This window comes from Acinetobacter sp. 102 (assembly GCF_037028485.1).
Lineage (GTDB): Bacteria > Pseudomonadota > Gammaproteobacteria > Pseudomonadales > Moraxellaceae > Acinetobacter > Acinetobacter higginsii.
The window spans coordinates 12,637-25,272 of the sequence record NZ_JAZEZK010000019.1; the positions used below are offsets into that span (position 1 = coordinate 12,637).

The window sequence follows — 12,636 nt, forward strand, 5'->3', positions numbered from 1 at the left end:
CTTTGTTTTAACAATCAATCATTAATGATCGTGTTTATGTGTATGAAAATCTTCGTTCTTACGGAAACGTAAGTAGTTTTCAAACTGTTCACAATATTCGTCAAAATTATCTTCTAACATCATTTGGAATTGTTGCAGTAGATAAGACATGACTTGTTCTTTGGCATCACGCATTTCATTGCCATCTTTAAAGTTATTGGCTGCGACCCATGTATTAAAACGGGCAGTAGCAAATAACATGGCTGCACTTACTTGGCCACGTAACTCTTCTGGCTTGGCTTGCTGACCTTTGGGTGGTCGGCAGAAATCATTGGCAAGTTTAATAAATTCATCTGCACGCTCAAAAAACACCGCATTTAAAGCTTCTTCATCCGTCACATCGGTGGCGTTAATTTTTTGAGACATGATATTTTCCAGCGACAAGTTAAGACACCTCATTATAGACAAAGCCTTGCCGAAACTAAACCTTTGCCTTAATCTAAAATAGCCTAAGCAATTAGAATAATCACTATGCAAGATGCAATCGCGATTCAAAGCTTGAAAACAGATATTGCCTTATTACGCCAACATATTTATCCGCCTCAGTATTTGGAAAATGTTGAAGGTTTGCCGATTTATTATGGCTTGCAAGATGACGTAGATGAATATTATCGACAATGGCGACCCTTGATTGAAAGAGCACAACAGCTATGTCAGCCTTTTATGGAAGATGATGTGCTGGATGCGATTCATTTACCAAGCCATTTAAATCTGCCGCTGTTTTTCTTTCACGTCGATCGGATTCGGATTAATAAAACACGCGCTAAGGAATCGAAAACTTTTCGTGGTGTCGCTGCCTTGTTAGAAAAATGTGGGCAATTTGAGACGGATCAGATTTTTGCAATGCAGGAATGGTTGGGCAGTGATGATAGCGCTGCTTTGGTGGCGCATCGTGAATTTATTGATTTGCGCACTTATGTCTTTCAGCATGGTCAAAGTGACTATACTCGAACACGGTTTTATATGAATGGGGTGATTTTGAGTGTAGAACCACATTTTAAATTGGTCGATGCACGGGATAAACCACGTAAGCAGCGTAATGACAGTTATAGTGATCCGATTGCAGATAATGGCACGTGGAAGATTTTTGGGAAGTATCGGTAAATGATTTAAGCTCAATATGAAGATATTATCTGCCTGCTAAAGAATGGATTTTCATTTCCTTTCCGGGTTAGCACGACCTCAAAAATTATGAATAACCTAATACCTTTTGTATAGGTAGTTCCTTACTTTTGACTGGACAAAAGTAACAAAACCCCTCTGTTAAGCTAATGGCACATCCTTGATGCCACAGCTTAACGGCGGCATCCATGCCGCCAGCACGATAATAGAGTGAGGTGATTTTCCCTTATGCAGCTATCACTTTTCATCCCAAAAAGCGTCCTGAACAGATAGAGTTTGAAGCTTTTTATTCGCTTTCTTTGCCACATGCGGTTGTTGTGCCTTAACCCAACCTAATGCAAATAAAAACTGCGACTGTTCAGTAACTTGTTGCTCAAAGATTTGTTCAGCAACAAACAAGTCATTATAAAACCCTAAATATTCCTGAATTGGCTGTAACTTATTTAAGAATTGTTGAACTTGTTTTTCAGGGTAAATTGCTGCAATAAAGTCGATGCAATAACGCAATTGTTTGACGCGTTTACGAGTACGATGTTGTTGCTCAACTTCTAAAGTTGAAAACTGAGCTGCATCTTTCAGAATCTTTTGGTAAAGCTTGGTTAAGCTTTTAGCTGCTTGTTTAGAAAGTTTAGATTTAGACTCATGTTCACTATAGGTGAAGCTGAGTAATGCTAAAAATAGCTGTGTGGTTTGAGTGTGGCTGAATAACTGAGAAACACTATTGTCAACACGCTCAGGGAGTGGGAAATCAAAATCACAGACTTCTTTTATTAAAGGAATAACGGAATCTTGAATCGCATCATTATCGCGTGATTGACCTAATGCTCTAAAAATATCAGCCAATTGGCTTTCCCAAGAGGGCTCAATTTGCGCAGACCAGTTAGAAAAATGCTTTAAAGCAGAACGTAAACGACGTAAACCAACACGAGCTTGGTGAATATGATCCGCTTCGGCTACACCATCGGCAATTGCGGCTGCATTGGGTAAGATATGATTAAGCGTATTTTCGATAATTAGTTTGATTGCTTGTTCAGCACTGACATTTTTCTCTAGGCTTAGTGCCTTCGCTTTGGTGGCAGGGGATACTGTTTTGCCAATAGCCAATAAATTACCACGTTCAGCCTTACTGCGCACATCGAGCCAGAGTTGATATTTGTCTACCCATGTTTTGGCAAAATCAATCAGAGACTGTGCTGATCTTTGTTTTAACTCAAATTCAACTTCGCAGATTTTGGCTTGATCAGTTGGCGTACGGATTTCACCATCGTCTAAGCAGACTTCAATTTGAGATCCTTCAAACTCGAATACATGGAAGGTACGCTGTACATCAGTTTGAAATTGCAGCTTTAGTTCAGCAGGTGCTTCACCTAAAACATCGCGAAGTACAGTTTGAACTGTTTGATTATGTTTGTATAAAGATAAATCCAGTTCAGGTTCTTCAGCACATTTACCTAAATAAATATCTTCTTCGATGCGTTGTAAATGGTTTTTACTGGCCGCCTTAAAGGTTTGCACCCAATGTTCACCTTCCTGACGCAAACGAATAGCCACATAATTTTTTGCCAGTAAACGGTCAGCAGTGTCATAGTATTTGGCTTGTAGCTGAATTTTTTGTGCTTTTTGTTTGCTTAAAAGCTGCAATACACTTTTTTTCTTAGATTCAGGGAGTTGAAATTTTAGCTCTATTTCCATGATGTTATGACTCCTGACCACCGAGACTGATATAGACAAAACTTAGTATAACTTGTTGATCTCAAAAATCATTGTAAAGTTGTTTTAAGCTTGGAAAGGATGGCACGCAATGACTTTATTTTGTACAGAAAATGCATTAACGTGTGGAGAGTCTTGCACGATTAGGATGATCTAAAAATGAATGCACCAGCGAATATTACCAAGCCAGTGGAATTTTCATTACCGATTAAAAACTATGATGAATTTTATCACTTTTATTTAACAGAACATCGCAGTATTGCTAGCCGTCGTTTGCACGTCGCAGGAAGCTCGGTCGGTTTATATTTCTTTAGCAAAGCGATTCGTAAACGTCAGGCAAAATATGCTTTGTATGGTTTGGTATCAGGCTATGCCTGTGCTTGGGTTGGGCATTTTTTCTTTGAACATAATAAGCCTGCTAGCTTTAAACAGCCGCTGTATAGCTTTATCTCGGATTGGCGCATGTTATCGGATGTTGCGCGTGGTCGTTTAAGTCTGATTGATCGTCAGTTTGATAAAATTGATTCTTAAAATTGGTTCAATACTTCAAAAGCTGCTTTAGCAGCTTTTTTATTTGTTCTGATTTGCAGCGGTTAATGATGTAAATACACTCGCTATCTTTAATTTTTAACCAAGAAAATATACCCTGAAGTTAATGCAATTATAGTGAATAGTGAAACGTTCATGCGCGGTCTATACCTCATTACCAATGATGATCCAATCCAATTATTATTAGAAAAATTAGATGTGGCTTTAGCAACAGGACAGGTTGCTATTTTGCAATACCGTCGTAAGAAAGTCGCAAAAGCAGATCAGCAAAGTGAAGTCGAGCAGATCAAAGCACTTTGTGAAAAGTATCAAGTCCCATTTGTGATTAATGATGATCTGGCTCTGGCTGAACAATTTGGTTTAGGTGTGCATCTTGGACAGTCTGATGGTGAAATTAGTGACGCGGCCGCACGTTTACCACAAGGTGTAATTATTGGTCGAACTTGCTTAAACTCATTAGAGTTGGCGGAAAAGGCGATTGCTGATGGTGCAACTTATGTGGCCTTTGGTGCGGTTTATGCGACTTCAACCAAACCAGAAGCAGGCAATGTCGGCATTGAAGTGATCAAACAAGCGAAACAAAAATTTGCCGTGCCGATTTGTGCGATTGGTGGTTTGACCGTTGAAAATTCTCAAGTGGTGATTGAGGCTGGGGCGAGCCTTTGTGCCGTAATTAGTGATATATTAGGACGATCAACAGCCGAAATTCCTGCTCGTGTAAATGCATGGGCAACGTTATTTGACTAATTATATGTATCCGCTTCGCGGAACTTTTATTGTTTCTCGGAACCACAATGTTCCTCGTCCTCGATTCTAGGTTGAGTCTTTTATGAGCTTATCTCCAAAGCAAGAACAGCTATTTAAACAAGCAAATAAACATATTCCAGGTGGCGTAAATTCACCTGTACGTGCATTTAACGGTGTTGGTGGTACGCCTGTCTTTATTGAAAAGGCAAAAGGGGCGTACTTGTGGGATGTCGATGGCAAACGTTATGTGGACTATGTCGGTTCATGGGGACCAATGATTTTAGGTCATGCACATCCTGATATTATTCAAGCGGTACAGACTGCTGCGGAAGATGGCCTAAGTTTTGGTGCACCAACGGTATATGAAACCACTTTGGCAGACACCATTTGCGAGATCATGCCTTCAATTGAATTGGTACGTATGACCAGCTCGGGTACTGAAGCAACCATGACCGCGATTCGTTTGGCGCGTGGTTATACAGGCCGCGACAAGATTGTGAAATTTGAAGGCTGCTATCACGGTCATTCCGATTCGTTATTGGTCAAAGCGGGTTCAGGCTTATTGACGCTCGGTGAAGGTGAGCCAACCTCAAAAGGTGTACCAGCTGATTTTGCCAAACATACCTTAACGCTACCGTATAACAATATCGAGGCATTGAAAAAATGCTTTAGCAAGTTCGGTCATGAGATTGCGGGTGTCATCATTGAACCTGTTGCAGGCAACATGAATCTAGTGACGCCAATCGATGGTTTCTTGCAAGCGATTCGTGATGTCTGTGATGAATACAAATCTGTCTTTATCATTGATGAAGTAATGACAGGTTTCCGTGTTGCTTTAGGTGGCGCACAATCAGTCTATAAAGTTAAACCTGACTTGACCACGTTAGGTAAAATCATTGGTGCGGGCTTACCAGTCGGTGCTTTTGGTGGTAAACGTGAAATCATGGAATGCATCGCACCTTTAGGCGGCGTTTATCAAGCCGGGACATTGTCAGGGAATCCATTGGCAATGCGTGCAGGTATCGCGATGTTCAAACACCTTCGTGAACCAGAGTTTTATGACAAGCTTGCTGCACAGCTCGCAAAATTGCTTGCAGGCTTACAGGCTGCGGCAGATGAAGCGGGTATTCCATTTAAAACTCAACAAGTGGGTGGCATGTTCGGCTTGTATTTCACCGATCAAGAGGACATTACCAGCTTTGATTCAATGTTGGCCTGTGATGTTGAAGCATTTAAGAAATTCTTCCATGGCATGTTAAAGCGTGGTGTCTATCTTGCTCCATCTGCATTTGAAGCTGGATTTATTTCATCGATGCATTCAGATCAAGATATTGCAGAGACCATTCAGGCAGCAAAAGAAACTTTTGCAAAAATGAAATAACCCTGTAATGCATAGGGAAGCCCGATTCGTTCGGGCTTTTTTTATGGGTGAATTTTAGCTTGAGCTGAATAGAGAGCTTAACGGGTTTAACAATAATGCTTGAGCGTAATGAAATCTTAGCGAGTTCCCAGCTGTTCGTATGCTAAACCTCAGCGACGAAGCACAAAGATAAACAATCTTTACTGTACCACAAGGTGAAATAATGCTTGAATAGTAAACTATATTTGCGTTGGTCTTAGGCTGTGCTTTGGGCCTGCGTAGGCTGTAGATGGCAGTTGTATCATATCTAAAAGCTTTTTATAAGAAACCCATAGGAATGGAGTAAAACATGAAAACTAAACATTATTTAACGTCCGCTGATGTGGAAATTTTAGTTGACGCAGCATTGCAATATGCAACAGCGCACAGCTTTAATGTCAGCATTGCAGTTGTCGATGACGGAGGAACTTTATTAATGATGAAGCGTATGGATGGCGCCTCGGTATTATCGACACAGATTTGCCAAGAAAAAGCACAATCTGCTGCGGTCAGCCGAAGAACCACCAAGGTATCGGAAGATATGATCCGTGATGGTAAGATCGGCTTTTTAACGATCAATGCAGCAAAAGGCATGTTAGAAGGTGGTGAGCCGATTGTCTATCAAGGGCAGGTTGTCGGAGCTGTTGGTGTTTCGGGTGTACAATCTTTTCAAGATGCAGAAATTGCTCAACATGCGATTCAACAATTTCTAGAGCAACAGACCTAAATCACCCTTTAAATTCGATTCTGGATGAAATAACGAGAGAAACACGAAAAAAATTAGTAAAAATACGTGTCATGCATTGTAATTCAGCGCCAAGCTTTTTATGATTGCCCGCTTGTTTTCATCCAGTCGTTGGAAGGCTACCTTGAATGATTTTCTAAGTGAACATTTGATTCATCGTGATGAAGATTTTATGGTCATCCATAAACCTGCAGGCTTACTCACTGTGCCGGGGAAAACACCTGATTTACAAGATTGTTTAATCAATCGTTTATTAGAATTAGAACCAAAAACTTTACTGATTCATCGTTTAGATCGTGATACGTCTGGCATCTTGGTGTTTGGTTTATCCAAATTTGGACAGAGTAATATTTCACGTCAATTCCAAGATCGTCAAACCTCAAAAATTTATCAAGCTTTGGTTGCTGGGCATTTACAAGGTCAGGGCACAGTCGATATTCCTGTGATTTATGATCCAAGCCATCCACCCTTGCATATTGTGGATGCTTCCTATCACAAGCCTGCATTAACCGAATGGCAAGCGATCGAACATCTAGAAATTCAAGGACAAGCTGTAACTCGAGTTAAACTTATTCCGATTACAGGGCGTTCACATCAGCTTCGTGTGCATATGCAATATTTAGGTCATCCGATTCTAGGCGATACCTTATATGCCACGCCAGAACAGCAACAGCTTTATCCGCGTTTGTGCTTACATGCAACGCAATTGAGCTTTGCGCATCCTAAAACTGGTGCACAACTCAGCTTTGATTGTGCAGTACCGTTTTAGTCTAAAAACTTTTTTATGAAACACGATGTGATGCACGCTATTTGATTGCGCTTTGTGTCAAAATACATCGTTGAAAACTACATAAAATGCCTTAACTTTTATTTAGGTCAGGGCATAAAATATGTAGGCTAACTTGAGATAAAGGTGGAAAAATTGCAGCAGTTTGCTATTGGTCAACGTTGGTTATCAGATACTGAAACTGAACTCGGTTTAGGGGTTCTTATTGATGTAGATGAACGTTCTATCAGCATTTTATTCCCTAAAAGTGATGAAACTCGTGTCTATGCACGTAACAATGCGCCTTTATCTCGCATCATCTTTAATGTTAATGATGAAGTACAAGACCAAGAAGGCATCAAGTGGACTGTTGAGTCGATTGAAGATCGTCATGGCGTACTGCGTTATGATGTGGTTCGTAGCCTTGAAAATGGCGAACAAGAACGTAAGTCACTGAATGAAACCCGTATCGGTGCGCAAATCCAGCTGTCAAAACCATTAGAACGTCTGCTAGCCAGCCAAGTTGATTATAAAGAATGGTATGACCTCCGCATTGAAGCGATGCTGTTGCAGGCACAAATGCACACCAGCCCTTTACGTGGTTTTCTTGGTGCACGTGTAGGCTTGATTCCACACCAGCTCTATATTGCACATGAAGTCGGTAAACGTTTTGCTCCGCGTGTTTTATTGGCCGATGAAGTTGGCTTAGGTAAAACCATCGAAGCAGGTTTAATCATTCATCAACAACTGAAAACAGGCCGTTCAGAACGCATCCTGATTTTAGTCCCTGATTCATTGCAATATCAGTGGATGATTGAAATGCGCCGTCGTTTCAATTTGCAATTCTCGCTGTTCGACTTAACCCGTACTGCTTCGATCAAAGAACATGATCCTGATCTGAATCCATTCTTGACTGAGCAATGCATTATTGCCAGCGTCGACCTGATGGTTGACCACGATGACTTGCGTGAGCAGGCCATGGAAGCTGGTTTTGATCTATTGGTGGTCGATGAAGCCCATCATTTGATGTGGAGTGAAGAAGAAGGCGGTAATGATCGTTATGATCTGGTCGAAGAATTGGCTGAACAAACAGCAGGTGTGTTACTGCTCACCGCAACACCTGAGCAATTAGGCGTTGAAAGCCATTTTGCCCGTCTTCGTTTACTCGATCCGCAACGTTTCAGCAGCCTAGATCGTTTCCTTGATGAAGAAGAACAATATCAACATACTGCAAAAATTGCAGAAGTGTTGATGTCTGATCAAGCATTAACAGAAGAGCATCTTGCTGCACTGGACGGTTTATTGGGTCATCGTATTGATGATCAACCTGAACAGCGTATGCGTGCGATTCATGAATTATTAGACCGTCACGGCACAGGTCGTATCTTATTCCGTAATACTCGTGAAGCGATTCAAGGCTTCCCAGGTCGTGATTGCCAGCCAGCACCTTTGCCAGCACCAGAAAACTGGTCATTTGATGGCAAAATGCGTGAGCAAATGTGGCCAGAAGAAGGTCAACTGGATGGCGCATGGATGGAAAATGATCCGCGTGTGCCTTGGTTGATGGAAGTGCTGCGCAAAGATTTAAAACATAAAAAAGTGTTGTTGATTGCACGCAGCGGGCCAGTGGTAGAAGCATTGGAAAATGTTCTACGTTTACATGCTGGTATTCGTACCGCCATGTTCCATGAGGGCATGAGTCTATTAGAGCGTGACCAAGCTGCGGCATATTTTGCAGAAGACAGTTATGGCGCTCAAATCCTATTGTGTTCGGAAATTGGTTCAGAAGGGCGTAACTTCCAGTTTGCCAGTGATTTGATCTTATTTGATCTACCTGCAAACCCTGACGTATTGGAACAACGTATTGGTCGTCTGGACCGTATTGGTCAAGAAAACCGTATTCAAATCCATGTGCCGTATCTGATGAGTACAGCACAGGAACGTATGTTCCGTTGGTACAACGAAGCACTCAATATTTTCAGCAGTATTTCTCCGACGGCGCAAACGCTACAAGAGAATTTTATTGTTGAATTGAAAGATTGCTTATTGGCCGATCAAGGTCAAACGTTTGAAGATTTACTTGAAGAAGTCAATGTTCAGCGTCAAGCCTTGGAAGCTGAATTACAGGCCGGTCGTGACCGTTTACTTGAGTACAACTCTTGTCGTCCAGTGGTTGCACAAGGCATTGTACAAGCGCTTGAAGATTATGATGACAACACCACTTTGCCAATGTTCGTGAAGCGTTTCATGTCATCCACCAATATTGATTTTGATGAGCAAAGCAATGGTACGGTGATCATCAAGCCGACTGATCAAATGCAAGTTCAAGGAATTACCTTGGATGAAGAAGGCATGACTGCGACCTTCTATCGTGATCAGGCACAAATCCGTGAAGATGCACAATATTTGACTTTGGAACATCCATTTATTGAAAGCGTGATGGAAATGATCCGCACGCAATCATTTGGTAGTACCAATGTTGCTTTACTGAAATCAAATGCATTGAAACAAGGTTCGGTATTATTGGAAGTATGGTTTAAGGTCGATGTGGTTGCACCAAAAGCCTTAAATTTACCATCAAGCTTACCAAAGCAATTGATTCGTGTATTGCTTAGTGAAAATGGTCAAGACTTGTCAGCCAAAATTGACCCAAGCATTTTACGTCCGTACCTGCATCATCTAGATGGCAATAGCTGTCGTCAAGTGGTGAAAGCACGTCGTGATGTGATCGAAACCCGTTATGCGCAAGCTTTAGACATTGCTAAAACTTCTTTGCCAGAATTGATGCAACAAGCTAAAGAGCATTACAGTGGCAAATGGCAATATGAAATTGACCGTTTAAGCTATCTCAAGCAATTTAATCCAAGTATTCGTGAAGACGAAATTGAGCGTTTACAGAAGTTCCAAAAAGAAGGCCTAGGCCTGTTGGATGGTCTATCTGTGACACCAGAAGCGATTCAGGTCTTGGTTGTGGTTAAGCCATAATTAAAACGGCTATAAAAAAAGAGGACTTGAATAGTCCTCTTTTTTATAGGGAGATTTTTAGTGATCAATATTGGCTTCCAAAAACCATAAATATTGATCCAGATCTTCTAACGCAGCATGGATAATATCTTCAGAAATTGGGTCTTGAATTTCATCAATGGTGTCACGCAGATGGTTGGCTACCACACCATAACGATCTGCTAACTCTTTAAGATGGTCTTGTACCGCGTGAATTGCCACAGGATAAGGCTTGAGATGTGATGTTTCTGCAACCGTTTGTGTTGTTCCTAATGCGGTTCCACCGATCTGTACCGCACGTTCTGCGACATTGTCTAAATGGGTGATCAATGAAGTACGGAACGTATCTAACATTTCATGCACTGCAATAAAGTTGCTACCCCGCATGTTCCAGTGCGCCTGCTTGGTCAATAAGGACAGATCAATCAGGTTGGCAAGGATTTGATTTAAGATTTTTACCGTGGACTCTTTGATTGAATCATCTAAATTATTACGTGTATATACTTTTAAAGCTTTCGCTGTTGAAGAATTCATAGTTACCTCATTCAATTATAATGTGATGAAACATCGTGAATAAAAACCATTCATTTCATGGCTAGCTTATCGCTTGAATTGGGGCTTGAGTGTTTTTGTTTTCTAGGCTTTTGTAAGTTTGCTTATCATCAATTTTGTTTTTGATTTTATTGGTTTTGATTCAGATGGAATGATGCTTCCATCTGTTAGACTTCTTTTCGAATTGTTAAAAAATGGCTTAAATCAGCCCTGCATCTTTACATTCCAGTTTGATATAGGCATAGAAAATAGGCGCAACAATCAGACCGCTGAGTCCAAAAATCGACTCGAAAATGAGCATCGCCAATAATACTTCCCATGCACTGGCATTGATTTTGGTGCCAATGATTTTAGCATTGACGAAGTATTCCAGCTTATGAATGATCACGAGATAGGCCAATGCAATAGCTGCCACAGACAGCGAGATGGTCAAACCCGCCATAATGATCAAGGTATTTGAAATCAGATTACCAATAATCGGCAGTAGACCAAAAATAAAGGTCAGAATGGTCAAGGTTTTGGCAAAAGGTAAATGGATATTGAAGATTGGCAGAACGATAAAAACAAAAATCATAAATAATGCGGTATTGATCAAGGAAATTTTCACTTGAGCAAAGACCACATTTTTAAAAGAAACGGAAAGCTTTTGAATACGATGCAGCACAGCCGCTTTAAACGCAGGCTGTGGCGCATGTTGTTTGAAATTCTGGATCGACACCAAAATCCCGACAATCAGACCAATCACCATTGTCGCCAGATTATGCAGAATATCGGTTCCTGTATTTTTGACGATCGAAATATTATTTTTGATAAAAGACAGAATCTGGTTCTTGATATCCGCCACGCTATGCGGCAAATAACCTGGCAGGTAATGACTCATTTCCGCTTGGAATTTAATCAGCGTTTGATCGATCTTAAAGTTAAAGGAGTTTAGTCCAGTCCCTTTCAAATCATAGATCACAAAGCTGATCAGACTGGTAATAAAAAAGCCAATCAGAAACGTGGTTAAAATACCCAGAATAATACTGATAAAGATACGTGCGCGTTGACCATCAATATGTTTTTCAACAATCGAACTTAAACTGTTAATAATTTCAAAGACCAGAAAACCTGCAAAAAAACTCGGAAGTAAATGCAGGGGAATGACCATCATTAAAAACAAAGCCATCAGGATAAAGCTGGCGATGATACTTTGACGGTCACTGAGTAGATTCATGATCTAGATGCCTAGTTTAAGTTGTTGTTATGTTAAAGAACAAACATATGATTTTGATGACATCTATCCTATTGCGCTGCGAACAATTAATCAATTTCCATTTCATTGATATGGCGCGCACCTTCTAAAATCATACGAATCATGACCATGGTTTGTTCTGCCACTTCAGTACGTTGTTCCGCAGGCAAATCCAGCACTTTTGCGCCCATATTGAACACCAATTGCGTGATGGCTTTGGCTGCAAGATCAGCATGACTGAGCTTACTGTTATTTAAGCGCTCTAAACGAATCAGGTCTTCTTGAAGCTCTTGCTGAAAGAAGTTAAGTTGACGGTCAACTGCGGCCTTATATGAGGTCGAGCCGGTATAACCTTCACGTAATAACAAACTTAGGTTGCCTTCATCGGTATTCAATTGTTGAATAAACACTTCAACCGAACTGCGGATAATGCTTTGCTGCTTTGAGGCCTGTAAACGTGCTTCACGAATAATACGGCGCAGTACCAAACCCGATTGATCAATCAGGGCAATTGCCAGTTCATCAATATCTTTGAAATGACGATAGAAACTATTTGGTGCAATACCTGCTTCGCGTGCAATTTCACGTAAGCTGAGCGAGGCGATACTTTTTTGCGGGCCAATCAAGTTGAGCGTGGCTTGAAACAACTCTTCTTTGGTAATGGTTGCTTTTCTACCTACTGAGCGCACAGGAGATTTCATAGGAATGACATCTTGTTCGTTTAAGTTGTCATGACCGAGCGGTAAAAAAGAAGAATGAACCATTGTTTT

At 40.9% G+C, this 12,636-nt stretch carries 12 protein-coding genes; 7 read left to right on the forward strand and 5 right to left on the reverse strand.

Features of this window, described 5'->3' with window-relative positions; translation table 11 throughout:
- Positions 1-21 precede the first annotated feature (21 nt).
- Complete coding sequence (locus WA352_RS17075; RefSeq protein WP_005202289.1) at positions 22-405, reverse strand: DUF3144 domain-containing protein; 384 nt, start codon at positions 403-405, stop codon at positions 22-24.
- Positions 406-510: 105 nt separating this feature from the next.
- On the opposite strand from WA352_RS17075, the gene WA352_RS17080 reads away from it, so the two are divergent.
- On the forward strand, positions 511-1,143 hold the full coding sequence (locus tag WA352_RS17080) for a hypothetical protein (RefSeq protein WP_336143398.1): 633 nt from the start codon (positions 511-513) through the stop codon (positions 1,141-1,143).
- Between the two features lie 255 nt (positions 1,144-1,398).
- On the opposite strand, the gene WA352_RS17085 is transcribed toward WA352_RS17080, so the two are convergent.
- Positions 1,399-2,853, reverse strand: coding sequence for a CYTH and CHAD domain-containing protein (locus tag WA352_RS17085; protein ID WP_336143399.1), 1,455 nt, complete (start codon positions 2,851-2,853; stop codon positions 1,399-1,401).
- A gap of 177 nt (positions 2,854-3,030) precedes the next feature.
- On the opposite strand from WA352_RS17085, the gene WA352_RS17090 reads away from it, so the two are divergent.
- The 6 genes from WA352_RS17090 (at position 3,031) to rapA (ending at position 10,062) form a co-directional block, all read left to right on the forward strand.
- Entirely contained in the window at positions 3,031-3,402 is a 372-nt protein-coding gene (locus WA352_RS17090) for a DUF962 domain-containing protein (protein WP_005184094.1), read from the forward strand.
- Between the two features lie 153 nt (positions 3,403-3,555).
- A complete protein-coding gene (thiE, locus tag WA352_RS17095; protein ID WP_336143442.1) occupies positions 3,556-4,167 on the forward strand; it encodes a thiamine phosphate synthase in 612 nt (203 codons plus the stop codon).
- An 82-nt stretch (positions 4,168-4,249) separates the two neighbouring features.
- Entirely contained in the window at positions 4,250-5,548 is a 1,299-nt protein-coding gene (gene hemL, locus WA352_RS17100; protein ID WP_336143400.1) for a glutamate-1-semialdehyde 2,1-aminomutase, read from the forward strand.
- Between the two features lie 328 nt (positions 5,549-5,876).
- On the forward strand, positions 5,877-6,293 hold the full coding sequence (locus tag WA352_RS17105) for a GlcG/HbpS family heme-binding protein (RefSeq protein ID WP_336143401.1): 417 nt from the start codon (positions 5,877-5,879) through the stop codon (positions 6,291-6,293).
- Between the two features lie 142 nt (positions 6,294-6,435).
- Positions 6,436-7,080 (forward strand): RluA family pseudouridine synthase, encoded by a 645-nt coding sequence (locus WA352_RS17110; protein ID WP_336143403.1) that lies wholly within the window; start codon positions 6,436-6,438, stop codon positions 7,078-7,080.
- A 144-nt stretch (positions 7,081-7,224) separates the two neighbouring features.
- Entirely contained in the window at positions 7,225-10,062 is a 2,838-nt protein-coding gene (rapA, locus tag WA352_RS17115; protein WP_336143405.1) for an RNA polymerase-associated protein RapA, read from the forward strand.
- Positions 10,063-10,119: 57 nt separating this feature from the next.
- Here rapA and dps read toward each other — a convergent pair whose 3' ends face one another.
- From dps to fabR, 3 genes are all read right to left on the reverse strand, one after another.
- Positions 10,120-10,614, reverse strand: a complete 495-nt coding sequence (gene dps / locus WA352_RS17120; protein ID WP_004801316.1) for a DNA starvation/stationary phase protection protein Dps — start codon at positions 10,612-10,614, stop codon at positions 10,120-10,122.
- A gap of 217 nt (positions 10,615-10,831) precedes the next feature.
- Positions 10,832-11,848: an AI-2E family transporter gene (locus WA352_RS17125; protein ID WP_004801314.1), complete on the reverse strand. Its 1,017-nt coding sequence runs from the start codon at positions 11,846-11,848 to the stop codon at positions 10,832-10,834.
- 86 nt (positions 11,849-11,934) lie between these two features.
- Positions 11,935-12,630 carry an HTH-type transcriptional repressor FabR gene (gene fabR / locus WA352_RS17130; RefSeq protein WP_005202301.1) on the reverse strand — a complete coding sequence of 232 codons (696 nt, stop codon included), beginning with the start codon at positions 12,628-12,630 and terminating at the stop codon, positions 11,935-11,937.
- Positions 12,631-12,636 lie beyond the last annotated feature (6 nt).

Coding starts and splice junctions, on each gene's coding strand:
- WA352_RS17075 (WP_005202289.1), bottom strand. CDS start 405: ATGTCTCAAAAAATTAACGCCACCGATGTGACGGATGAAGAAGCTTTA.
- WA352_RS17080 (WP_336143398.1), top strand. CDS start 511: ATGCAAGATGCAATCGCGATTCAAAGCTTGAAAACAGATATTGCCTTA.
- WA352_RS17085 (WP_336143399.1), bottom strand. CDS start 2,853: ATGGAAATAGAGCTAAAATTTCAACTCCCTGAATCTAAGAAAAAAAGT.
- WA352_RS17090 (WP_005184094.1), top strand. CDS start 3,031: ATGAATGCACCAGCGAATATTACCAAGCCAGTGGAATTTTCATTACCG.
- thiE (WP_336143442.1), top strand. CDS start 3,556: ATGCGCGGTCTATACCTCATTACCAATGATGATCCAATCCAATTATTA.
- hemL (WP_336143400.1), top strand. CDS start 4,250: ATGAGCTTATCTCCAAAGCAAGAACAGCTATTTAAACAAGCAAATAAA.
- WA352_RS17105 (WP_336143401.1), top strand. CDS start 5,877: ATGAAAACTAAACATTATTTAACGTCCGCTGATGTGGAAATTTTAGTT.
- dps (WP_004801316.1), bottom strand. CDS start 10,614: ATGAATTCTTCAACAGCGAAAGCTTTAAAAGTATATACACGTAATAAT.
- WA352_RS17125 (WP_004801314.1), bottom strand. CDS start 11,848: ATGAATCTACTCAGTGACCGTCAAAGTATCATCGCCAGCTTTATCCTG.
- fabR (WP_005202301.1), bottom strand. CDS start 12,630: ATGGTTCATTCTTCTTTTTTACCGCTCGGTCATGACAACTTAAACGAA.